This window comes from Sulfitobacter sp. 1A13353 (genome assembly GCF_043557255.1).
Classification (GTDB): domain Bacteria; phylum Pseudomonadota; class Alphaproteobacteria; order Rhodobacterales; family Rhodobacteraceae; genus Sulfitobacter; species Sulfitobacter faviae.
Genome location: NZ_JBIFFS010000011.1, coordinates 35359 through 58566, shown reverse-complemented (window position 1 = coordinate 58566; position 23208 = coordinate 35359). Strand labels below are relative to the sequence as shown.

The 23208-nt window shown below is 58.9% G+C and carries 26 protein-coding genes and 1 pseudogene; 16 read left to right on the top strand and 11 right to left on the bottom strand.

Annotation, left to right across the window (positions count from 1 at the left end; translation table 11 throughout):
* Positions 1-89 precede the first annotated feature (89 nt).
* The 3 genes from ACGYLO_RS20975 to ACGYLO_RS20965 all read left to right on the top strand — a co-directional run bounded on the left by ACGYLO_RS20975 (position 90) and on the right by ACGYLO_RS20965 (position 1607).
* Positions 90-536: a DUF411 domain-containing protein gene (locus ACGYLO_RS20975; RefSeq protein WP_043847208.1), complete on the top strand. Its 447-nt coding sequence runs from the start codon at positions 90-92 to the stop codon at positions 534-536.
* Between the two features lie 97 nt (positions 537-633).
* On the top strand, positions 634-1176 hold the full coding sequence (locus ACGYLO_RS20970; protein WP_050672448.1) for a hypothetical protein: 543 nt from the start codon (positions 634-636) through the stop codon (positions 1174-1176).
* A gap of 119 nt (positions 1177-1295) precedes the next feature.
* Positions 1296-1607, top strand: coding sequence for a DUF2933 domain-containing protein (locus tag ACGYLO_RS20965; protein ID WP_037953520.1), 312 nt, complete (start codon positions 1296-1298; stop codon positions 1605-1607).
* A 280-nt stretch (positions 1608-1887) separates the two neighbouring features.
* On the opposite strand, the gene ccmI is transcribed toward ACGYLO_RS20965, so the two are convergent.
* From ccmI to ACGYLO_RS20945, 4 genes are read right to left on the bottom strand one after another with little or no spacing between them, the layout of a single operon-like run.
* Complete coding sequence (gene ccmI / locus ACGYLO_RS20960) at positions 1888-3045, bottom strand: c-type cytochrome biogenesis protein CcmI (RefSeq protein ID WP_043847209.1); 1158 nt, start codon at positions 3043-3045, stop codon at positions 1888-1890.
* Complete coding sequence (locus ACGYLO_RS20955; protein ID WP_009824475.1) at positions 3042-3512, bottom strand: cytochrome c-type biogenesis protein; 471 nt, start codon at positions 3510-3512, stop codon at positions 3042-3044. Before ACGYLO_RS20955 ends, ccmI begins: the two co-directional genes overlap by 4 nt.
* A complete protein-coding gene (locus ACGYLO_RS20950) occupies positions 3509-4075 on the bottom strand; it encodes a DsbE family thiol:disulfide interchange protein (protein ID WP_009824474.1) in 567 nt (188 codons plus the stop codon). Before ACGYLO_RS20950 ends, ACGYLO_RS20955 begins: the two co-directional genes overlap by 4 nt.
* Positions 4076-4077: 2 nt before the next feature.
* Positions 4078-6078 (bottom strand): heme lyase CcmF/NrfE family subunit, encoded by a 2001-nt coding sequence (locus ACGYLO_RS20945; RefSeq protein ID WP_043847210.1) that lies wholly within the window; start codon positions 6076-6078, stop codon positions 4078-4080.
* Positions 6079-6274: 196 nt separating this feature from the next.
* Between ACGYLO_RS20945 and ACGYLO_RS20940 the strand changes: the two genes are divergently transcribed.
* The 8 genes from ACGYLO_RS20940 (at position 6275) to ACGYLO_RS20905 (ending at position 13719) form a co-directional block, all read left to right on the top strand.
* Positions 6275-6820 (top strand): calcium-binding protein, encoded by a 546-nt coding sequence (locus tag ACGYLO_RS20940; protein WP_043847211.1) that lies wholly within the window; start codon positions 6275-6277, stop codon positions 6818-6820.
* Positions 6821-6859: 39 nt separating this feature from the next.
* A complete protein-coding gene (locus ACGYLO_RS20935; protein ID WP_317388892.1) occupies positions 6860-7327 on the top strand; it encodes a rhodanese-like domain-containing protein in 468 nt (155 codons plus the stop codon).
* 1 nt (position 7328) lies between these two features.
* Positions 7329-8780: a multicopper oxidase family protein gene (locus ACGYLO_RS20930; RefSeq protein WP_043847217.1), complete on the top strand. Its 1452-nt coding sequence runs from the start codon at positions 7329-7331 to the stop codon at positions 8778-8780.
* Positions 8781-8850: 70 nt separating this feature from the next.
* Positions 8851-8994: a hypothetical protein gene (locus ACGYLO_RS20925; protein WP_009824469.1), complete on the top strand. Its 144-nt coding sequence runs from the start codon at positions 8851-8853 to the stop codon at positions 8992-8994.
* Positions 8984-9658, top strand: coding sequence for a TVP38/TMEM64 family protein (locus ACGYLO_RS20920; RefSeq protein ID WP_043847219.1), 675 nt, complete (start codon positions 8984-8986; stop codon positions 9656-9658). Before ACGYLO_RS20925 ends, ACGYLO_RS20920 begins: the two co-directional genes overlap by 11 nt.
* Before the next feature lie 87 nt (positions 9659-9745).
* Complete coding sequence (gene petA / locus ACGYLO_RS20915) at positions 9746-10303, top strand: ubiquinol-cytochrome c reductase iron-sulfur subunit (protein ID WP_009824465.1); 558 nt, start codon at positions 9746-9748, stop codon at positions 10301-10303.
* A 121-nt stretch (positions 10304-10424) separates the two neighbouring features.
* Complete coding sequence (locus ACGYLO_RS20910; RefSeq protein ID WP_394377331.1) at positions 10425-12770, top strand: heavy metal translocating P-type ATPase; 2346 nt, start codon at positions 10425-10427, stop codon at positions 12768-12770.
* Positions 12771-12855: 85 nt separating this feature from the next.
* Positions 12856-13719 (top strand): cation diffusion facilitator family transporter, encoded by an 864-nt coding sequence (locus ACGYLO_RS20905; RefSeq protein WP_227512169.1) that lies wholly within the window; start codon positions 12856-12858, stop codon positions 13717-13719.
* Between the two features lie 117 nt (positions 13720-13836).
* Here ACGYLO_RS20905 and ACGYLO_RS20900 read toward each other — a convergent pair whose 3' ends face one another.
* Entirely contained in the window at positions 13837-14550 is a 714-nt protein-coding gene (locus tag ACGYLO_RS20900) for a Crp/Fnr family transcriptional regulator (protein WP_247744727.1), read from the bottom strand.
* Between the two features lie 65 nt (positions 14551-14615).
* Here ACGYLO_RS20900 and ACGYLO_RS20895 point away from each other — a divergent pair, with 65 nt between their 5' ends.
* Complete coding sequence (locus ACGYLO_RS20895; protein WP_009824461.1) at positions 14616-14999, top strand: hypothetical protein; 384 nt, start codon at positions 14616-14618, stop codon at positions 14997-14999.
* A 69-nt stretch (positions 15000-15068) separates the two neighbouring features.
* On the opposite strand, the gene lgt is transcribed toward ACGYLO_RS20895, so the two are convergent.
* Positions 15069-15998 carry a prolipoprotein diacylglyceryl transferase gene (gene lgt, locus ACGYLO_RS20890; protein ID WP_050672452.1) on the bottom strand — a complete coding sequence of 310 codons (930 nt, stop codon included), beginning with the start codon at positions 15996-15998 and terminating at the stop codon, positions 15069-15071.
* A gap of 357 nt (positions 15999-16355) precedes the next feature.
* Here lgt and ACGYLO_RS20885 point away from each other — a divergent pair, with 357 nt between their 5' ends.
* The 4 genes and pseudogenes from ACGYLO_RS20885 to ACGYLO_RS20870 all read left to right on the top strand — a co-directional run bounded on the left by ACGYLO_RS20885 (position 16356) and on the right by ACGYLO_RS20870 (position 18845).
* Positions 16356-17123, top strand: a complete 768-nt coding sequence (locus ACGYLO_RS20885) for a DUF3047 domain-containing protein (protein WP_231886351.1) — start codon at positions 16356-16358, stop codon at positions 17121-17123.
* 255 nt (positions 17124-17378) lie between these two features.
* Positions 17379-17534, top strand: a pseudogene (locus tag ACGYLO_RS20880) (multicopper oxidase domain-containing protein); the annotation flags it as partial.
* A gap of 7 nt (positions 17535-17541) precedes the next feature.
* On the top strand, positions 17542-17670 hold the full coding sequence (locus tag ACGYLO_RS20875) for a multicopper oxidase domain-containing protein (RefSeq protein ID WP_306419543.1): 129 nt from the start codon (positions 17542-17544) through the stop codon (positions 17668-17670).
* Positions 17671-17759: 89 nt separating this feature from the next.
* A complete protein-coding gene (locus tag ACGYLO_RS20870; RefSeq protein WP_317406871.1) occupies positions 17760-18845 on the top strand; it encodes a multicopper oxidase domain-containing protein in 1086 nt (361 codons plus the stop codon).
* Positions 18846-18996: 151 nt separating this feature from the next.
* On the opposite strand, the gene ACGYLO_RS20865 is transcribed toward ACGYLO_RS20870, so the two are convergent.
* From ACGYLO_RS20865 to ACGYLO_RS20845, 5 genes are all read right to left on the bottom strand, one after another.
* Positions 18997-19953, bottom strand: coding sequence for a cation diffusion facilitator family transporter (locus tag ACGYLO_RS20865; protein ID WP_394377330.1), 957 nt, complete (start codon positions 19951-19953; stop codon positions 18997-18999).
* Positions 19943-20698, bottom strand: coding sequence for a transglutaminase family protein (locus ACGYLO_RS20860; RefSeq protein ID WP_100161091.1), 756 nt, complete (start codon positions 20696-20698; stop codon positions 19943-19945). Before ACGYLO_RS20860 ends, ACGYLO_RS20865 begins: the two co-directional genes overlap by 11 nt.
* 51 nt (positions 20699-20749) lie before the next feature.
* The gene (gene tnpC, locus ACGYLO_RS20855; protein WP_271690355.1) at positions 20750-22300 is read right to left on the bottom strand and encodes an IS66 family transposase; all 1551 of its coding nucleotides are present in this window, start codon (positions 22298-22300) and stop codon (positions 20750-20752) included.
* A 54-nt stretch (positions 22301-22354) separates the two neighbouring features.
* Entirely contained in the window at positions 22355-22708 is a 354-nt protein-coding gene (gene tnpB, locus ACGYLO_RS20850) for an IS66 family insertion sequence element accessory protein TnpB (RefSeq protein WP_271690354.1), read from the bottom strand.
* Positions 22709-22775: 67 nt separating this feature from the next.
* Positions 22776-23123: a transposase gene (locus ACGYLO_RS20845; protein WP_271690353.1), complete on the bottom strand. Its 348-nt coding sequence runs from the start codon at positions 23121-23123 to the stop codon at positions 22776-22778.
* Between the last annotated feature and the right edge of the window lie 85 nt (positions 23124-23208).

The window sequence follows — 23208 nt, the reverse complement described above, 5'->3', positions numbered from 1 at the left end:
TCCCGTGTTTGTAGCCAAATGTAACAGCGCGGGCAGTCGACTTCGGGATACCGAGCAACTATTTAAGGAAGAACATCGAGGAGTTTTAAGTGAACCGACGTGAATTTGGCCTTACGGCACTCAGCCTGGCCTTGGCCGGGCCTGCTTTGTCGCAAACCGCCGCACCCACGTTGCAGGTGACAAAGACACCGACCTGCGGCTGCTGCGGCGCTTGGGTAAATGAGATGATCGCTGCCGGTTTCAAGGCATCGGTCGAGGACGTGGATTACGACACGCTTCAGGTTCTGAAGCAGAAACACGGCATCGCGCCGGAACTGGCAGGATGTCACACTACGTCCGTGGGCGGATATTTCGTCGAGGGTCACGTGCCTGCGGCTGACATCGGGCGGTTGCTGAGCGAAAAACCTGTCGCGCGCGGACTGACAGCACCGGGAATGCCCATGGGTTCGCCCGGCATGGGCCCCCAAGGTGATCCCTATGATGTGCTGCTTGTACTGATGGATGGGTCGACGCAAGTCTTCGCAACCCACGGCTGACGTGTTTGCCCGCGATACGTTCCGACAAAGTTTTTCGCCGACCTTACCATTCGGCAGATTTTGTTGGAACGTATCCGTTCTGAGCTTGGCAAGCATATTGCCGTTCCTGCTTGTCTACATCCTCGCAACGCCTGGTTTTGCGACGCTGCTGCTGACGAATGGGACCGCGCTCTCGCGCTTCCTCCGGCAGGTCTTTACCAATGGGTTTGTGGTCGTTTTCCTCGTGAATTACTTGGGGTTCGTTTCCGCATCGGTCGCGCTGAAGCAGTACCAGCATCGGCCGATTGTTTACCTGGTTTTAGATGGCCTGCTGCGGAGTGTCGCATTCATTGGGGTTCACATTGCCGTCTATGTGATGTCGGCCGATCTGTTCGGCTCGTTCAACGGCAGCCGTGCAACAGCTTTGAGCGTGGTCGGACCAACGCTCGAGCGGTCGTTCATGTTTGGGAACATCTCGGGCGTATATCTCTATGCCCTGGCGCCCGGCACCTTCATCGCGCTTCTGGTGGTTCTGACAGAACCTTCTGGCGAGGCATCGAAGCCTACCATGTTCAGGACAATGAGCATGGCCTTGCTGTTCAGCCTGACCCCGATCCCCCTCGTCACATTCCTGTCCTATGCGTTGGATCTGGCAACCTGACGGGCCAACTTGGTCAACGACCCGCAGGCTGTCATCTGATCAAATTGTATCCGAATGTACCCTTGAACTTGCCTCACTGGAATGTCGCAGAAGAACACGAGCATATTCTGGAGAGCTACATGTCTGACAATCAAAGTCAAAAATCCACCGGTTCATCGAAACTGATGCAGTATGGTATGATGGCCTGTTGTGCCGTTATGTTGTTTCCAGTCGCCGCATTCTTTATTGCAGGCGGCACGATCGCGGGTCTGTGGGGCAACGTCGGCCTTTTTGCGCCGCTCGCACTTTGTCTTGGTGCGCATGTCGTCATGCACAGGATGATGGGAAAGTCGTGTCACGGGTCAAGAGTTGAACAGGCGAACGAGGCGACTGTGGATGCAGAATTTGAAGATGGCCAAGCTCCCGAACGAGAACTGGTACGCGCCCGCTAGAACGCGGCTGACAATCGGAATTCCGATTGCAGGTATTCTGGCCCTCGGCGGTTGTGCCCAGTCGGCCTCGGGCAAGCTTTGCCCACTTGAGCCCCCTTCCGTGACACGGGATGCGGCACACGACGTCATGCTTCCCGTAGGATGTCGCTTGGTCGGTCAGTCTGAAGGTACTACCCACGAAATAGTCTGTGACGACGGCCGGACCGGATGGGCTTTCGATTAAGCGCCAAACCTTGATCCTGCCTCACATTCACCTGCACAGCGACGGTCGCCCACGCCACTACGGGCGCAACCGTTCCAACGCGCTTTGCACGGCTTGACGGCGCGGGTCATCTCCCGGCACCTCCGACAACAGGATTTCAGCGTGTTCAAACGCCGCGATTGCCGGCGCGGTATCACCCAGAACCGAATAGGCATTGCCAAGCCGCATCCATCCATCAAGATCGTCAGGCTCATCTTCCAGCCGCGTGGCCAGCCGTTCGACCATCGAGCGGATGAAATCCTGTCGTTCCTCCACACTCATGTCCTGCGCGTTTTCGATGTCTTCCTGTGTCGGGCCGGACGCACTGGTCTTCGGGGCATAGTCGGCCAGCGAGATCGGAGCCTTGCCGATCTTCGCGCCAATCCGGTTGGCTTCGCCAACAAAGCTTTCCATCCACGGGAAAAACCTATCCGCATCGTCCAGCCGGGCCACCAGCGTTTCGTGAGCCCGAGCCTCATCGCCCTTCTGCTCGAGCGAGACTGCCTTGAAAAAGGCAGCACCGGGATTGGAAGGATCCAGTTCGTACGCCCGATCAATCGCGGTGTCCGCTTCAGGTGTCACCACACCTTGCTCTGCGTAGATCAGAACCTCGGCCAACATGGAGAAGACGGCGGAATCGGCCTCCGGTCGTTGTGCGACAACTCTATATGCATCGGCTGCATCCGCATACCGGCCCATTTTCGAATAGGTTTGCCCCAGCAGCATCCAGCCTTCCGAAGGCCCGCCTTCGGGGTCTGAACTGAGCCGGACGTACAGACGATCTGTCAATTCGGCGATTTCCGCCGCTTCCTGCCGTTCAGTGGCACGTTCGGCAAAGGCGACACCTGGGATCTCTGGCGAGCCCATTGCGGAGTAATATCCAAAAGCGAAGACCGGCACGAACACTGCGCTCAGAACGACCATCAAGCGGCCCCCTGCCGCCGGTTTCCCATCTGACAGAACGGACCGGCGCGACTGCACGAGGATCCGTCTCTTGATCTCCTGCTCCGCCGCCGTGGCCTCGGTGTCGGAAATGACACCGCGCTCAAGATCCCGCCGAACCTCATCCAACTGATCCATGAGGACCGCATCCGTGGCGTCAGCCGGGACGGGTGTCCGCGACGACCGATGGCGCAGCGGCAGGCCCATGAAAAGCAGACCTACAACGGATAACAGGGCGAAAACCAACCAGATCATGAACCGTCCTTTGAAGCGTTCTCTTCAATGAAACGCGCAATTTCCGCTTTTTCGTCATCGGAAAATCCCGTTGCGGCAGCCCTGCGCCGGCTTCTCGAAATGACGGTCCAGCCGACAAGCAGCGAAACAAGCGCAAACACGAAGGGCGCCATCCAGAGCGCGAGAGTGGCGCGATTCAGGGGCGGGCGCATCAGGACATAATCGCCATACCGGGCGTGGATGTACGCGATGACCTCCTTGTCGCTGTCACCGGCAACAAGCCTTTCGCGCACCAGTATGCGCAGGTCCCGCGCAACCCCGGCGTTGGAGCTGTCGATGTCCTGATTCTGGCAGACAACGCAGCGCAGTTCCCGTGATATTTCACGGGCGCGTTGCTCCAGTACAGGATCCTGCAACATCTCGTCTGGCTCGACCGCCAAGGCCGTCACCGGAAGCAGCAGGAGGAAAGCAAATGCGATATACCTCATCCGTTCTGGCCCCTTGCTAACGCGCCAGCCTGGATCAATGCTTCCCTGAATGTGGAAATCGCCGTTTCGCCCACGACGGGGCCGACATATCTGAACAACACCGTCCCGTCAGAGCCGACAATGAATGTTTCAGGTACGCCCGAAAGGCCCCATTCAATCCCCACTCTGCCGCTCAGATCAGACCCGATCCTTTCGTAGGGATTGCCAAGCTCAGCAAGCCATTTAGTCGCATCCTCCGGCTTGTCCTTGTAATTGATCCCGAACAACGTCAGCCCGTCCTTTTCGACCATCTGGGTCAGAACCCCGTGTTCGGCCCGGCAGGGCACGCACCACGAGGCAAACACGTTCACGATGACCGGTCGCGGGTTCCCGACCAGATCGGCGCGGGAAAGCCCTGGCGTCTCCAACCCGTCGACAGCGGCCAGATCGAATTCGGGTGCCGGCTGCGAGATCAGAACCGAAGGAATGTTGTTCGGGTCCCGGTCCGGGTTCAAGCCCCACAGAAAAAACCCCCCGAAAATGGCCGCGATTGCCAGCGGAATGAATGCCAGTATACGTCCCATGCCTACTCCGCAGGAAGTGCTGCGGGCGCTGTCGCCTTGCGACGGGGTGCCCCGACGCGCAACCGCCGGTCAGACAGCGAAAGACCCCCACCAAGCACAAGCATCGCCGATCCGATCCAGATAAAGTTGACCAGAGGTTCATACAGGATGCGCAGGGTCCAAGCCCCTTGCGTGCTCTCGTCCTCGGCGGCCGGATTTGCGATGGACGCATAGAGATCACCGGCCATTGTCGATCTGATGGCGCTCTCTGTGGTGGTGGTTTGCGCGACCGGATAGGTACGCCGCTCCGGGAAGAGATCGGTGACATAGTTCCCCTCCCGGGCCACACGAAGCGTGCCACGATCCGCGAAGTAATTTGGCCCACGCACACGTTCGGCCCCCTCAAAGGTGACATCGAACCCACCAATGCTGACCTCTGTACCGGGCCGGACAAAGATGATTTCCTCGGATTTCCAGACCGTCGAGCCGATAAATCCGAACATCGCCATCGCGAGCCCCGCATGAGCCAGTGTCATCCCATGAGAGGATCTGGGCAGGTTGCGTGCACGGCGCACCGATTCCGGGAACGGTGCCTCAAACAGCTTTATGCGCATCGCCCATTCCCGCAGGGTTGAGAAAAACAGCCAGAATGCAAGCATCAGCGACAGATACCCCAACACCGGACCGCCCTCGGCGAGATACCAGGTCACCAATGTCGCGAGCACGGCCAGAACGACCACGAAACGCAACCGCTGCAGAACGCCCGCCAGATCGGCACGTTTCCAGGACAGGTAAGGCCCCAGCCCCATCGCAAAGACGAGCGGCAGCATCACGGGAATAAAGGACGCATTGAAGAAGGGCGGCCCCACCGACAGTTTTTCACCGCCCGTCGCGGCTTCGTAGAAGAGCGGGTACAAGGTGCCGAACAGCACAATGCCGGTGGCCGTGGCCAGCAGCAGGTTGTTCACCAATAGCCCCGCTTCCCGGCTGATCGGCTTAAACAGGCCGCCGGGCTCCATTGTCGGCGCGCGCCAGGCAAACAGAGCAAGGGAACCGCCGATCGAAACGGCCAGCAATCCAAGGATATAAAGTCCCCTTTCCGGGTCGACCGCGAATGCATGCACAGAGGTCAGCAGGCCCGATCGGACAATGAACGTGCCCAAGAGCGATAGGGAAAAAGTCAGGATCGCCAGAAGGATTGTCCAGCTTTTGAACGCATCCCGTTTCTCCGTCACGATTGCGGAATGCAGCAGTGCCGTGCCCATCAGCCATGGCATGAAACTGACGTTCTCAACGGGATCCCAGAACCACCAGCCGCCCCAGCCAAGCTCATAATAGGCCCACCAGGATCCCAGCGCGATGCCTGCGGTCAGGCTCATCCAGGCAGCCAGCGTCCACGGACGTACCCACCGTGCCCAGGCCGCGTCCACCCGCCCTTCGATCAGGGCGGCAACCGCGAACGAAAAGACAATCGAGAACCCGACATACCCGAAGTAGAGAAGCGGCGGGTGCATGGCGAGACCGACATCCTGCAATAATGGGTTGAGGTCCTGACCGTCGTCTGCCGGAGGGAAAACGCGGTCGAAGGGATTGGACGTCAGCAGCATGAAAGTCAGGAAACCGACACTGATCCAGGCCTGCACCGACAGCGTTCTTGCCTTCAGCGACAGAGGAATGTTCGATCCGAAGAGGGCGACCGCCGCACCAAACACCGTCAGGATAAGGGTCCACAGCAACAGGGATCCTTCGTGACTGCCCCAGGTGCCTGCCACCTTGAACAGCATCGGTTTGAGTGAATTGGAATTCTCCACCACGTTCTTGACCGTGAAGTCGCTTGTGACGAAGGCTTGCATCAGCGCCAGAAACGCGATGCCGACAAAGAAAACCTGACCGAACGAGGACCATCTGGCAGACTGCATCCACAGGATGTTTCCGCGCCCCGCACCGAGGATGGGCAGCACACTTTGAACAAGCGCCATGGCCAAGGCCAGTGCCAGCGCGAAATGACCGATTTCAGGTGTCAAAGGATCATCAGCCTCTTCAATGAATTCACTGGATCGACGTCTGTCTAGCAAATCGTCCGGCGAACTGTGAGTGGTTGCTTTGTCACCGTTTGTAACAGGATGCTGTGACAAATGATTACAAAACGGCCCGCGCTTGGCCTTTAATCAAAGCGCTATAACGCCAATGTATCTAGGGTAAGTCTGAAAGGAATGAGAAATGAAAAAACAAGAAATTATTGCGCTTGGCGTGGTGATCGCGGTTGGCATGGCGCAAACAGCATTTGCGGAATCCGACGGGGCTGCCGACAGCAAGCCTGACAGCGGGAATATGTCCGGCATGGCGATGGGCGATGGCGACAATCAGATGGGCATGATGGGCGGGGACATGATGCCGATGATGCGAAAAATGATGAAGATGCATGCCGCTATGATGGGTGGCCAGGGCAACATGATGGGAATGATGGATCGGGACATGATGTCGACAATGATGTCCGGTGGACAGCCTCATGAAATGGCCGCGCAGATGTCCGAAAAAATGCGGGAGTTCGATGCGAATTCCGATGGAGCGTTGACACTTGACGAGTTCGAAGCCTTGCATATGGACGCAATGCGCGCGCGCATGGTAGATCGCTTTCAGCATCTCGATGCGGACGGTAACGGCCAGATCTCTCAGGACGAGATGGAAGATGCCGGTACACGGATGAGCAAAATGAACGGTACTTCCACCGGAACGGACATGGAAGGTCATCATGACAGCGAATAAGGGTCAAGCCTGCGGCACTCAGCTTGATGGGGGCAAATTATGGCCTTCTTTCTGACGCGCCGCGGCGCAAGCCTTGCGATGTTGGCCAGTTCCGTTGCACCTTTCTCGGCTGTCGCCCAGACCGCCGAGGTCTGGTCGGCGGACATGGCAGCAGATGCGCTGCAACAGGACCTGATCCGGATGATCGACGTTCGGTCGCGACCGGAATGGACCGACACCGGCGTTGCCGACGGTACCTGGCCCATCAGCCTGCATGAGGGCCGTTTCGCCGAGCGGCTTTTTGCCGCCCGGGAACGGGCCGAAGGGCGGCCTGTCGCGCTCATCTGTGCGACAGGCGGGCGGTCTGGCCGCGTCATGCGAAGTCTTCGGCAGGCTGGCTACAGCGGCTTTCTTGACGTATCCGAAGGCATGCTCGGTTCTGCCGCCGGACCGGGCTGGATCGCGGGCGGTTATCCGGTCGTCAGTGTCGATATGGCTCTGGCGGCGCTGCCAGAGGAATTGAGTTGAAGTGAAACTGTTGAACCGTCGAGAACTGTTGGGCCATGCCGCAGGCTTTGGGGCTGCATTTGCCCTGCCATCGGCTGCATTCGCGGCATCGGACAAGAGGCTCGCGTATCCTCCCCTTCTCGATGCGACGACATCCCGGCTTTTTCAGCTGGAAGCCCGCACGGGCGAGACCCGTTTTGACGACGGTGCCGCCAGCGAAACGTTCGGCTACAACCAGGGATACCTTGGCCCGACGATCCGGGTGCAGGCCGGGGTCGAGACACGGGCAGAGGTGCACAACACGCTTGGCGAGCCGATGTCGGCGCATTGGCACGGGTTGGTTGTTGCCGGTGAGTTCGATGGCGGACCACATCAGGCCATCGCACCGGGAGACACCTGGAAGCCGGTGCTGGACCTTGACCAGCCCCCGGCAACGGCCTGGTATCACAGCCACATTCACGGCGCGACGGCACGGCAGGTCATGCTGGGGCTGGCGGGTGTTCTGCAGGTGACGGATGACGCGGATGACGCCCGTGGATTGCCATCCGCCTACGGGGTCGATGATCTGACCCTTGTATTGCAGGACCGTCAGTTCAACTGGCGCGGACGCCTGAAATACGATCCCGGCATGCACCAGTCCATGAACGGGTTTCAGGGCGACACAATGGTTGTGAACGGTCAAATCGGCGCGTCGGCAGCGGTTCCGAAGGGGATCGTGCGGTGCCGTGTCGTCAACGGCTCGAATGCGCGGGTTTACCGCCTGTCCATGTCTGACAGCCGGTCGCTTCATCTCATCGCGACAGATGCCGGATTTCTGGATCGACCGATTGCGCTGAACCGCCTGACCCTTGCACCAGGAGAGCGCGCAGAAGTGCTTGTGGATTTCACAAGCGGGCGGGACAGTGTTTTGAAGTCCGACGATATCATTAATTCGGCCATGGGCGGAATGATGGGCGGCGGCGGTTCCGGCAGTCCATTCACCGTGCTGCCTTTCGCTGTCGACACAACCCTTCCGGTTCGCATCGACGCCCTGCCCGGCTCTCTGGACGGGCAGTTGCCTGATCTTGCGGTCAAGGACGCGCCAGTCCGACGTCTGTCACTGGATATGTCGATGGGCATGGGGATGATGTTCTCGCGGTCCGGTAACCGATTTTCGATCAACGGCGCGTCATACGATTCGGGAACGCTCAATTTTTCCACCAAACTCAACAGCATCGAGCGTTGGATTGTGCGTGGGGCCATGATGATGCACCCGTTCCATGTTCACGGCGTCCGGTTTCAGGTCCTGTCGGAAAACGGTACGGCACCGCGTGCAGAGAACAGGGGTTGGAAGGATACGGTACTGGTGGATGGTGAAGTGGAGCTTGCGATGAAATTCGAAAAACCTGCCTCAGCGGCTGCGCCCTACATGTATCACTGCCACATTCTGGAACACGAAGACGGCGGCATGATGGGGCAATTCAGTGTTGCTTAGCGCAGAAATCCCTTTACCCTCCGCTGACAGGAACCTTTAGGGGAATCCTATTCCTCGATAGAGGTTTGAGATGAAAACCGAATTGCACATCAAGCGGCTGACCCTCGCCGGCGGGCTGTTGATCGTCATCTCTGCGCCTATGCATTTCATCTTGCCCGAGCAAAGGCCAATTGTCTTCGCAGCTCTCTTTCTTTTGGTGCTCCATGCCGCTTAGCAAACCGCGCCTGCATCGGGTTGGGCTATGGTTGGTGGTTGCGCTTGGCGTACTTTTGATAGCCATATGGGCAATGGGATATGGCCCGGCGATAGCCCGCGAGACTATCGAGGTCTGGATAGAGCGGGCCGGCGCTTTGGGACCGTTGCTCATCATCGTGCTCATGATGGTTTCGATCGTGGCAAGCCCCATTCCAAGTGCACCGGTCGCACTGGTGGCAGGCGCGGCGTATGGTCATGTTGCCGGAGCTGTCTATGTCGCCATCGGGTCGGAACTGGGTGCACTCGTGGCATTCATCATCGCCCGCTATATCGGGCGCGACCACGTTGAGCGCTGGCTTGGGGATAAGGCCGGTTTCGGGTTATTGGGCTCTCAAAATCTGTTGATGTTGACGGTGTTCGCGTCTCGCCTCTTGCCCTTCATCTCGTTTGACGCAATGAGCTACGCTGCCGGTCTCAGCCGCCTGCGCCTTTGGCGGTTCCTGATCGCAACTCTGGCAGGCATTCTTCCAGCCAGTTTCCTGCTCGCGCATTTCGGAGCAGAGGCCATGTCGGGAGATTTCGGCACTGCTGAGTGGATCATCATCGGTCTTGGATTGATGACTGCCGCACCGTTGCTGGTCGCAGCGCTCTGGCGAACAAATCGGTCAACCAACGCTTCCTAAGTCTGAGTATGTCAGCAAAAATGAAAACCGTGATTGCCTACTTTACCATTGACCTTCCCCCACAGGAAGCTGCGACCGTGAATCGCTATGGATACACAAACACCACAACTCCGCCGGGATTTCCTGTACTACGCCACCGCCGGAACGGGCGCGGTTGCCGTAGGGGCTGCGGTCTGGCCATTGCTCAATCAGATGAACCCATCCGCCGATGTCCGCGCGCTGTCCCAGATCCGCGTCGATATCTCCGGTGTGGAACCCGGAACGCAATTGACTGTCAGTTTTCTCGGCAAGCCGGTGTTCATCCGGCACAGGACCGACGCGGAAATCGCGCAGGCCCGTTCGGAAGATGTGCTTTCCCTTCCTGATACCGTCGCCAGAAATCCCAACATATCCGGAGATGACCTGGCCACCGATGCAAACAGGGCAGTGGCGGGAAATGAGAATTTCTTGGTCATGATAGGCGTTTGCACGCATCTGGGATGTGTACCACTTGGTGACGGAGCCGGCGATTTTGGTGGTTGGTTCTGTCCCTGTCATGGCTCCCATTATGATACAGCAGGACGCATTCGAAAGGGTCCGGCACCGGAGAACCTGCATATTCCCACGATGTCCGTTTCGGAAGACATGATACTGACCCTGGGCTGACAGGAGCTTCGCGCATCGCGAAGGCCCATAAAATTCATACGCAGCGTTGTCGGAAGAGTCTTGACCCTCCAGTAACTGGAAGGGTTATGTGTTCAATTGTCTTGAAAACGGGAATTAGAAGATGGCCACGGACCAAGAACATCATCACGACATGACGCGCACCTCGACCGCATCAGACCCAGATACAGCGACCGACCCGGTGTGCGGCATGACCGTCGAGATAGACGAAGACACGCGCAGTGCCGAGTATGATGGAGAGGTCTTTCATTTCTGCTCGGAAAACTGCGAAACCAAGTTTGGCAAAGACCCATTTTACTATGCGTCGGGAAACGCCCAAAAGACACCAGCACATGGCGAGGCCGGTACGCAATGGACCTGCCCGATGCATCCGCAAATCCTGAAGGATGAGCCCGGGTCCTGTCCGATCTGCGGCATGGCGCTTGAACCGATGCTTCCATCGGACGAGCCGTCAGAAGAGTTGTCCGATTTCACAACACGCATGTGGATCAGCGCGGCAGCCGCCGTTCCGCTGGTTATCCTGACGATGGGTGAACTGGTCGGCCTACCTGTGCGGGAATGGATCGGACATCAGACGGCTGTCTACATCGAATTCGTCCTCGCAACCCCGATCATTCTCTGGGCGGCTCTTCCCTTCTTCAAAAGGGGGTGGGAATCGATCAGGAATATATCGCCGAACATGTGGACCCTGATCGCGCTTGGCGTCGGGGCTGCCTATATCTATTCGCTTGCCGCAACATTCCTGCCCGGCATTTTCCCCGAAGCGTATCGAAACGGCCAAAGCGTCGGGACATATTACGAAGCTGCGGTTGTGATCGTTGCGCTGATCTTTGTCGGTCAGGTGCTCGAGTTGCGCGCCCGCGAACGGACGGGTGATGCCATCCGTGCATTGCTCGATCTCGCACCAAAAACGGCGCGGCGGATCCTGCCGGACGGGACGGAATATGACGCACCTCTCGAACACATTGTTGAGGGTGACAGGTTGCGGGTACGCCCCGGCGACAGCATACCCGTCGATGCCGAGGTCCTCGAAGGGCATTCATCTATCGACGAAAGTATGATCACCGGAGAGCCGTTGCCGGTCGAGAAAACACAAGGCGACCGGGTCACAGGCGGCACGATCAACAAGAACGGCACATTGGCGATCCGGGCCACACAGGTCGGTGCGGACACGGTCCTGTCCCAGATCGTGGACATGGTGGCAGGTGCAAAGCGGTCGCGCGCGCCGATTCAGGGTCTGGCGGACCGGGTATCGTCCGTCTTTGTTCCGACGGTTGTCGTCATTGCGATCATATCCTTCGTTGTCTGGCTGTTCTTAGGGCCCGATCCCGCGCTCGCCTTCGCTGTTACTGCAGCCGTATCCGTTCTTATCATTGCTTGCCCCTGTGCCTTGGGCCTTGCGACGCCCATTTCGATCACAACGGCGGCGGGCCGCGGGGCACAGGCTGGCGTTCTGATCAAAGACGCCGAAGCACTGGAACGCATGGCGCGTGTCGATACCGTCATCGTTGACAAGACCGGAACACTCACCGAAGGGCGCCCCAAGCTGACAGACGTGGTGCCCACGGGGGACAAGGCTGAAAATGACCTGCTGACAATGGCTGCGGCCCTCGAACGGGGCTCCGAACATCCGCTGGCCGAAGCAATAGTCGAGGGTGCGCTGGCACGGGGGCTGACGCTTCCGAACGCAACGGAATTCGAAGCCGTGACTGGCAAGGGCGTGAAAGGCATGGTCGATGGCCAGGTCGTGGCACTTGGGAATCCCGCCATGATGGCAGAGATCAACGTTGACGCTTCGATTGCGGAATTTGCTGCGGACGACCTTCGTGAATCTGGAAAGACAGCAATGCTTGTGGCGATAGATGGCACTTTTGCCGGCATTGTCGCTGTTGCCGATCCCATCAAGGAGTCCACGGCAGACGCCATCGATGACCTTCATCGCCTCGGTCTCAGGGTCATAATGGCAACCGGTGACAATCAGAAAACCGCCGAAGCCGTCGCCGCAAAGCTGGGTATTGATGAAGTCCACGCAGGCGTCTTGCCCGAAGACAAGAAGGCATTGGTGGACTCCCTCAGACAAGAAGGGGCCCGGATCGCCATGGCAGGAGACGGCGTGAACGATGCCCCTGCCCTGGCGGCGGCTGATGTGGGCATGGCGATGGGCACCGGTGCCGACGTTGCCGTGGAAAGCGCAGGCATCACCCTTCTGGGTGGTGATCTTGTCGGCATCGTGCGTGCGCGCCGATTGGCAAAGGCAACGGTGCGAAACATCAAGCAGAACCTGTTTTTTGCCTTCGCCTACAATACCGCAGGTGTGCCCATCGCGGCTGGTATTCTCTACCCGTTTTTCGGCCTTCTTCTGTCGCCGATGATCGCCGCCGCCGCGATGAGCCTGTCTTCGGTCTCCGTCATTAGCAATGCACTGCGGCTGCGACGGGTACGGCTTTAGTCGCAAACTAAGGAGATAGATGATGGCAGGCGGACATCAGGGGCATATGCCGTCCGGCGGCAAGGGGCTGGCGATATCAGCCTAGTTGACCGGCATCTATTTTGTGATTGAACTGGCGATTGGCCTATGGACAGGGTCAATCGCGGTCATCTCCGACGCGTTCCATACCTTTTCGGCCGTGGGCGGTGTGCTGGTCGCCATTGTCGCGGCGCGTATGGCGTTGCGTCCGGCGGATGAAGAGCGGAGCTTTGGCTGGGCGCGCGCCGAAATCATCGGCGCCCTTGTGAATGGCGGCTTCTTGCTGGCCATGGCGGTTGTTGTCATCGCGATGGCTGCCATGCGCATGTCTGCGCCAATTGATCTTCCAACGGGTCCGATGCTGATTGCGGCTGCCGGGGGGCTCTTTACGGAGTTCATTTCGCTTGCGCTGATCTGGAAGCAAAGCAAGGAAGATCTGAACACGAAGGGAGCGTTCTGGCATATCATCCAGACCTTTGTTGGCAGTCTGTTGATCATCGTGACCGCCCTCGCAATCGAATTCACCGGGTTTCTGCTGATCGACCCGCTGCTTGGCATGGCGTTCGGGTTTGTCCTGCTATGGGCGAGCTGGGGATTGCTGAAAGAAGCGGCGCATCTTTTGATGGAAGGCACGCCTCCCGAAGTGAGTCTGCCTGAAATCAAACGTACCCTTGAAGAACTGCACGAGGTTTCCGATGTTCACCATATTCATGCCTGGGCGCTGACAAGTGGCAAGCATGTCTTCTCCGCGCATCTGCGTGTCACAGATCAAGAAGAGGTCCTGCAAACCGCCTACGACATGCTGCGTAAGGACTTCGGGTTCTTTTTCGCAACCCTGCAGATCGAAACACGGTGCTTCGACGAAAGCGGCGCTGAGGCAATCGACCTTTCAGCGGCGAGCAGTAAGACAGGGCATAACGGCGATCTTTGAAAACAGGTCATCGTCGCGGGCAGCAATTCTCATTGTTATCGGGCAAGCGAAATACCCGCCAAGCTTTGCTACCGCACCTTTTGTTATCTCGAACCGGGCATGGTCCGGCTGATCCATTCAGGGGCGCAAATGATACGTTCCCCGGGTCGGATTTGCGATCCGGCCATCATTCACAAGCTTTCGCAAGGCCCGATAGGTGGCCTCGTGCGAAAGGTGCAGCGCGCTGGCAAAATCGACAACGGAGCTTTCAAGCAGGCCCGCCACCATACCGGCATAGACCCGTTCTTCTGCGCGGCGGATGCCTACGATCTCAAGCGCCTGACGTTGCGCTTGTATCTGCTGTGCCGCTTGCCGCGCATAGGCGCGTGCAAAATCCGGATCTGCAAAGGCAGACAAGACCGCCGCTTTGTCGATCTGTACAAACGCCCCAGCCTCCGCCACGACCGCATCGCAGTGGTATCTATCCGAAAACACCGATGCTTCGGCAAGGCTCATCCCGGGCTCGGCACGGTAGATGATAAATCGTTCGCCATCCGGGCCGACACGCTCAAGATGAACGCGCCCGCACTTAACAACATAAAGGCCGCAGGTCCGCGCGCCCTGACGAAAGACCGTATCCCCTGCGGCCCTCGTCAGCGGACGCAAGGCGGAGGGCGGTATGAGATTATAGGGTTCAGGCATCATATGATCCAAATCATATTTCAGGGTCCGATCAGGTACTAGGCTGAATCCGAATACACTCAGGAAAGGCTGGTCCATGCGACTGATACCCGTTCTCTTCGCTGTCTTGCTTGCGACACCCGTTACGCCGCAACAAATGCATTCATCCATGGGTCACGCGTCCGACGCCCCAGGAAACCGGCCAGTCCGCCTTCGCCGCATTGGCCGAAATAGTTGTGCTGCTCCAGGCCGATCCCGAAACCGATTGGGGCGCCGTCAATATCGACAAACTGAGGGACCATCTGGTCGATATGGACCTTTTGACACGAAAGGCAGAGGTCACCCGCATTCTGCGGCCCGACGGGGCACGGTTCGAAGTGCGTGGCAGCCCGCGTGTCCTGTCGGCCATCAACACAATGGTTCCCGCCCATGCACCGTTCCTTGCCGGTGAAACAGGCTGGAGTGTTGCGTCAGAAGAAATGGAGGATGGTGTCGCACTGATCGTGGGTGGCGATGGTGAACAAATACAGGGCCTTGGTTTCTTTGGTCTGATGACAATCGGTGTACATCATCAAGAGCACCATCTGATGATTGCGAAAGGACGCAAGCCGCATCATTGAGCACGCGCCCAAGGCTCATATGCGGACCCAGGCCGCAATGGTCACTTCGCCAACACTACGCTCGGATATTCACAAAGAATCTGATGTCGACACCAGATCCGCAGAATTAACCGTCACACGCCTGCGGGACCATACGATCAGGGCCGCGCCAAGGATAATCATCGGCAACGACAGCAGTTGGCCCATTGTCAGCCCATAGCCCGCCCAATGAACCGCATGTCCAATCGGGTTGTCCTGCGTGACGAACTGCATATCAGGCTGCCGGAAGAACTCGACAAGGAACCTTGCGCTTCCGTATCCCGCCAGGAACAGGCCAGTAAGGCTTCCGGGAAAGCGCAGCCAACCGCGTTTCCAGGCCAGAAAGATCAGGACCGAGCCAAGCAGGATACCCTCCAGAAGAGCCTCATAAAGCTGGGACGGATGGCGGCCACACAGGCCCACGACGCCCGCACAGGACTGGGCCGCCTCGCCGGGGAATGCCACCGCCCAGGGCACATCGGTCGGACGGCCCCAAAGCTCGTTATTGGTGAAGTTGGCCAGCCGACCGAGGAAAAGACCCGGTGGTGTTGCAACAGCGAGCAGATCCGCCGTTGATAGAACGGGTGCGCCGTTGCGATAGCAAAAAAGCAAGGTGGCCACGACCACGCCGAAAAAGCCGCCATGAAATGACATACCACCCTGCCAGACCATGAAGATTTCGACGGGGTTCTGAAAATAGTACTGAGGTTGATAGAAAAGCACGAACCCCAGCCTGCCCCCCACGATCACGCCCAGAATGATCCATGTCAGCAGGTCTTCCAGTTGCTTGGGTTGCAGCGGCGGCGCCCCGGCCCCCCAGACTGACGAAGAGCGGACCAATGCGACACAGATGCGCCAGCCGATAAGGAGGCCAACAATATAGGCCAGCGCATACCAACGCAGGGCAAAGCGGAACGATCCGATATCAACGGCAAAAATCTCTGTTCCGATGTCAGGAAATTGGATAATCGAAGTCAGCATTCTTTGTTACCTTTGCCTGTTTCACACAAGGCCACATTTTGTTTCCCGCAACGGACGTTGGCGCGTTCAACCCTGTTGTCCCCAGCCCAAAGCGCTGTGGTGAATGTGCCATCCTTGCGTGCGGGAGTCGGTTCCGTTGAACCAGAGATGACGCACATCGGCACCCGCGTCCATGTGTTCAGGCGCTTGTATCCCATGAGTTTTGTACTTGTTTGTAACGGTTGGAAGCTCCGCCGCCTACTGGATCCGTCCGTCGCGGGAAATCAGCCGATCAAGGTCGCGCTCCATGATCTGAATTCGCTCCCGCGTCCTGCAACGACCATTGCGCAACCACATCTATGATCACGGATATGTTCATTGAAGTTGCGCGCGCCCGGCACAATTCAACGGATCATGACGGCACATAATGGTGATAACCGGGATCAAAGCAGGACCAGCGGCATCGCAAAAGGAGTTCAGATGTTTATACGGTCCCTCGCAGCGACACTTTTCATCGCTTTTGTTGCATTAGCTGCAAACGCCCCGCCCCTCTATGCGCAAGGAAAGACAATTCCATTCGATGGAAGCTGGAAAGAACAGGGCCTCTTGCGGCTCTTTTCGAACGAGTACGGCCTGCAAGGTCGGCGGCTGGACGTGATTTCCGATGGCACGGTTTCGGTTCTCTGGCGTCCGGTCAGCGCAGCCCTTGGCACCGCAAAGGCAGCAATGTGGGAATGGTCCGTCACGCAGGGTGTTAAGGGAACCGACCTCACACGGCGCGGCGGCGATGATCGCAATCTTGCTTTGTACTTCATATTCGTCGATCCGCAGACCGCAAGCACGCTTGGCCGAACAACGGCGCGCAAATTGCTGCGTGATCCCAATACGCGGGCGCTGGTTTATGTCTGGGGTGGCAATCATGCGAAAGGCGCATTGCTGAACAGCCCCTACTCGACGGGTCTCAAATCGAAAATTCTGCAAACGGCACAAACCGGCAACTTCACCGAGAATGTGAACCTGGATCGCGATTTCGTGCGTGCGTTCGGGGACATGCCAAAGGTTCTGGTCGGTCTTGCGGTGACAGCCGACAGCGATGATACCGACGGAAAGATCCTTGCGGCCATTCAGGACCTGCAGATACGTTAGGTGCTCTCCGGTATTCCGCCAAACCTGGGCGCCGATCTGCAATGTATCAATATATCTCGCCGGGACGCCCTTCCGCAACGGTGGGGGATGTGGGTTGCAGGCCCCAGAAACGGAATACACGGAAACCCATGCTTAAGCGTCTTCAGATGATGGTTGCGCTTGGCGCAGCCACGCTCCCCCTGCCCCTGAGTGCGGCTTCGGTGCCTGTCACCCTGACGCCCGGCCTTCACCCGGATCGGGTCGCGGGACATTGCAATGCTTGGATTCAATGGCACCTGTCCCGGCCCCGAAATCAGACAGCGCCAGAACGATATTCTGCGGGCGCGGGTGGAAAACGGGCTGGAGGACGGGACCCTCGTACACTGGCATGGCATTCGGTTGCCCAACGCGATGGACGGCGTAAACGTGCTGACACAGGATGTCATCATCCCGAATGAGGGTTACGAGTACCGGTTTCCGGTTTCCGGTTCCCGATGCCGGAACCTACTGGTATCACTCCCACTACCTTTCCTACGAACAGGTCGCCCGCGGACTGTTCGGCCCCTGATCGTCGAAGAACCTGCCCCGCCAGACGTGGATCAGGACATCACGGCCATCCTCTTCGACATTCGGCTTGATGACACCGGCCAGTTCGACATGGAATTCGACCGCGCTGATTTCATAACAGCAGGTAGGCTGGGGAACTTGATGACCACCTTCCTGTCGTCTGAGCAGGCGCGGCTGGGGGATCACATCCGGTTGCGTCTGATCAATCCGACACCGGATCGCATTTTCGAGATACGTATCGACGGGCTGACGGGCTTTTGTGTGGCCTATGACGGGATGCCGCTGCCCGAGCTGGTTTCGCTGGGCAATCTAAAACTCGCACCGGCGCAGCGCATCGACATCATCGCAGATGTGACGGGTGATGTGATCCTAAGAGAAACCGTGCCTTCGGGTGGCGAGGAACTGGGGGGCATTATGTTGAACGGTCAGCGACAAATCCGGTCTGCGCCGATAGCTCCCCTCCCCGCGAACCTCGTGCCCGCGCCCGGAGAGATCACGCAAACGGCAGATCTCTTCATGCAAGGCGGTGCCGGGGACGGCGCGCACGGCGGGTTCGGGGGCTGGGCCTTCAACGACGTGAGCGGTCTGCCGAACAAACCGCTGATTTCGGCAAGACGTGATGAAGCAGTGCAGGTGCGGATGGTGAACGACACTGCTTTTCCGCACGGTATCCACCTGCATGGCCACCATTTCTGGGAAACCGATCAGAATGGTGCGCGAACCCACCTTCGCGACACGACCCTCGTAGCGCCGGGCGAGACGATGACGATTCAGACAGGCAGTTTGGGAGGGAATGGATCAAGCGACGGATTCGTGCCGAGTGAGATCAGAGGTTCGGCACCCCGGACGGCAGTACCAAAAGGCCTCGTGAGCCGCGCTGACGGCATCTTGGCAAGGAGGCCAGAAGTACCGCTGGAGGCGCAAGGAACAGGACACCCACCTTCACAGGCAGTGCCCTCAGCAAATCCGGTGGGATCGCACCCGCCGCAACGGCCATCCGCGCTTTCGGTGGGTTCCATCTGCGCCATAGCCGTGATTGACATACTGGCCGACGACATATCCGGCGCAGTCACTGCACCGAAGGTCAGCATGAGAATCAAAACAAGGCGAAAAACGCAGGTCATACAGTTACTGCTACAACCTTCCAGCAAGGGGAGGTCAAGTGACATTCTGTAACTTGGACGTGATACCCCTGTAGTGTATCCGCCTCAGACCTTCCCTACTGCCCTTCGCAGCCAGTTGCTCATGCAAAGGTTCATCAGTCCACTTGACGTTGGTCGACGTCAACTTGCCGTCGCAAATGAGGAAATGATATCCTCATGCTCGGTCAGCTTTTTTCGTGAGTATGAGTTTCCTCCCCATCTCTCGAATTACCGTGACCATAGAGATCGGCGTTCTGATGAGCGCGATCCTCGTGCTCGAATTCGAGGCTGGAATGGCTGATGCCGAATTCTCCCTTCAGCCGCTTCTTGATCGCGCTCTTGATCTCTTCAATCTTCGACCACCCCTCGGCTGCCACGACGACATGGCAGTCGAGCGCAGCCTCGTGCTCTTGCATTTGCCAGAGATGGACGTGGTGGACGTCGGCGACGCCTTCGACTTTCCGCATCGCTTCGACGACGGCCTCGTTGTCGATGTCCGGCGGGCTCCCGAGCATCAGGGTTCGGATTGGGCCGCCTATTTCAGTGAAAGACAGATACAGGATGTAGATGGCGATGCCGATGGTGATGGCAGGATCGACCCAACGCATGTCGTAAAGGATGATCAGCGACCCAGCGACGATAACCGCGACCGAAGCAAGCGCGTCCGACAGGTTATGCAGGAAAAGCGCGCGGATGTTCACGCTGCCCTTCTGCATCGAATAGGTCAGCATTGCGGTCAGCGTGTCGACCACAAGCGCAATTCCACCGAGAATGACGACGGTCCAACCCATGACTTCGGGTGGATCAATCATGCGCATGCCACCTTCGTAGATCAGTTGGAAGCCGATCAAAATCAGGGTGGTGTAGTTAACCAGGGCTGCGACGATTTCGACCCGACCATAGCCGAAGGTCATGCGCTCATCGGCTGGGCGGCGCGCGATCTTGCGTGCGGCGAAGGCAATGACAAGCGAAGCCATATCGGAAAAGTTGTGCAGCGCATCGGCGATCAGTGCCAGGCTGCCCGACAATATGCCCCCGACGATTTGCGCAACGGTAAGAAGCCCGTTCGCCCAGATCGCGATGGCAACCCGCCGATCGCCAGAATCCGGATCGATATGCGCGTGCCCGTGGTCATGTAGCATTGGCAGGCTCCTCATGCGCGTGTGTCGCGCGTCGGTCAGTCTTGAGGCGGTCGCTGCGGAAACCACGAACGCGCGCATTCATCCAGTGGCGTATGATATGACGGTAAAGGGCACCACGCAGCCATCCAAAGGATTGCTCATGGGAAAAATAGAAGGCGTCCGGCGTATCAAACACGCCGAAATCCTGCACGATGCCGGTTTTCTGAATGTAGGTATCTTCTCCGTTCCAGGCGACGGGAGGCGCGCCAAGGCAATCCGTGCCCGCGCCATAACCGCAGAGACTGTCCGTGTCCGAGAAAGACGTTTGCAGGACTTTGAGGAAAGCGTCATCCAGGATGAAGCCTTCAAGGTTGATCCAGGCACCTTGAAATTCGATCTCGACCCATGAGTGGAGAATTTCCTGCGGAGCAAGCGGATACACCAGCTCAGGTACAACACCGCGCTGCAAGCCTTTATGGATCGTAAACCCATGCAACCGGCAACGAATGCCGACACCACGCAGCAGCGCCATCAAGAGCGTGCCTTTGGTATTGCACTGCCCGTAGCCGTCGGAAAGCACTTCCGATGCGGGGATGTCGTCAGCTCGATTGTATCCGAACGCGATTTCATTCCGAACGAAATCATAGGCAGCTCCGATCCGATCGTATTCGGATAAGCCGCGCCAGCTGCGGTTCTCAATTAGATGCGCAAGAGGCGCGGCATCAAAATCCAGTAGTTTGGTGGGTACAAGTAGGGGGTCGGTCATATGCAACGGGTCGCTCCTCGAATGTAAGCGCTGTCTGCGCCCCACGCGGGATCAGCTTGACGTGGTGAAGTTCCAGGGCATCAGCTCGTCGATCCTGCTGGCGGGGTGACCGGCGGTGATCGCTTCGAGGGTCGCCTCGAGGTAGGCGAAGGGCTCCACGCCGTTGATCTTCGCGGTGGCGATCAGGGAGGCGATGCGGGCCCAGGTGCGGCCGCCCTCGTCGTGGCCGGCGAAGAGTGCGTTCTTTCTTGTCAGGGCGATCGGGCGGATCAGGTTTTCGACGGCGTTGGAGTCCATCTCGACGCGGCCGTCGTGGAGGAAGGTCTGCAGGCCGCCCCACTGGCGGTGGATGTAGGTCAGTTTCTCGCCGAGGCGCGACTTAACCGAGATACGCAGACGCTGTGCCTGCAGCCAATCACCGAACTCGGCCACGAGGGGCGCGCTGCGGGCCTGACGGGCCGACAGACGTTGGCCCGGGCCCATGCCCCGGATCTCGAGCTCGATGCGGTAGAGCTCAGCGATCCGGCGCAGGCCCTCGGCGGCGATTTCCGAGCCGTCGCGGTCGAAGACCTCCTTCAGCTTGCGCCGCGCATGCGCCCAGCAGTGGGCCACCGTGATCGGCGCGCCGCCCTTGCGGGAGGGGCGCGTCAGTCGATCGTAACCGGTATAGCCATCCAGTTGCAGGATGCCGTCGAAGCCCTGCAGGATCTGCTCGGCATGGGCGCCAGCACGGCTTGGACGATAGGTGAAGACCACGCCGGGCGGGTCATCGCCGCCCCATCCACGATCATCCCGGGCAAGCGCCCAGAGGTAGCCGGTCTTGGTTCGGCCACGGCCCGGATCCAACACCGGGGCGGTCGTCTCGTCCATGAACAACTTGCCGGAGGACTTGAGATGCTCGGTTAGCCTGTCGACCACGGGGCCGAGGTGGAAGGCCGCTGTGCCAGCCCAGTCCGCCAAGGTGCTGCGATCGATCTGGATGCCGGAGCGGGCAAGGATCTGGCTCTGTCTGTAAAACGGCAGGTGGTCCGCGAACTTGGACACCAGGACATGTGCGATGGACCCTTCGGTCGGCAGCCCGCCTTCAATCAGCCGGGGTGCGGCGACAGCCTGAATGACCCCATCCGAGCAGATGCCGCAGGCATACTTCGGCCGGATGTCGACCAGCACCCGAAGCTGCGCGGGCACGATGTCCAGCCGCTCGGTCCGATCCTCGCCGATCCGGTGCATGCGGCCGCACCCACACGGGCACTCAAGGCTCGCCGGTTCGATGACACGTTCGATGCGCGGCAGATCAGCGGGCAGATGGCCGAGATTGCGCTGCCGTCTCCGGCGCGGCGTCGTGGTGGATGGCGCGGCCTGCTCCTTGCGGGCCTCGACCTCCGTGACGGCGGTTTCCAGGTCTTCGAAGGCCAGCTGCCGGTCGTCTTCGCTCAGCTTCTCGGACCGTTTGCCATGCACGACATGGTTCAACTCGGCGACGAGATGCTCGAGGCGCCGGTTTGCGTCCTTCAGCGCACCATTCTCCTGCAGCAGCGCCAGAACGGCGGCGCGCTGGCTCTCGGGGATCGCGGACAGGTCGATGGGCGGGGCGTTGGACATGCGCAGATTATACCGCGCCAAATGCGTCGATGCCCTATCATTCCCTGGGGCGAGTCACTCTGCCACAGCTGGTCTGCGCACCTCCAGCGATCGCACACGGCGCCAGTCCAGGCCGGCAAACAGGGCCTCGAACTGTGCCCGGTTCAGCGTCATGGCCCCATCCCTGATCGCAGGCCAGGTGAAAGTGCTTTCTTCCAGCCGCTTGTAGGCCATCACGAGCCCGCTGCCGTCCCAGAATAGGATCTTCATTCGGTCGGCGCGCTTCGAGCGGAAGACGAAGACCGTTCCGGTAAACGGATCTTCCGCCAGAGTAGACTGGACCAGGGCCGCGAGGCCGTCATGGCTTTTGCGGAAGTCGACCGGCTTCGTCGCCACCAGAATCCGCACACCCTGCGAGGGCATCAGCATGGATGCGCCTCGAGCGCGTGGACGATCTCAGCGACCCGGGCGACGGGCATGTCATGCGCCAGTTCGATCACAACAGCCCCCGAATGATCCTGATCGGGGCCGCCTGCGATGTTACCTCCGGACGCGCTTCCTCCTCGGCGACCTCGCAGACGACGAGCGGCGCAAAGACAGGTTCCTCGACTTCGGCTGCAGGCAGCACCAGCTTGCCCTGTTTGGCCTCTCGTCGCCACGCCGAAAGTTGATTGGGCAGAATGCCAAACCGCTCCGCTACGGCATTTACAGTCGCTCCAGCTTCCAGGGTCATCGAGACGGCCAAGGCCTTTGCTTCATCCGGCCACCGACGATGACCCGACGCGTAGATCTCGACGCCCAGCGATTTGAGAAACGAATTTGTAGCGCACATTGCGAAACGCACTCCCCATCATGAGATGGAGATCACTTCGCAGCCGAAGCCATCAGCAGCAACGTGGGGTCGAGACGACGCTTACCCTCGAATCGTC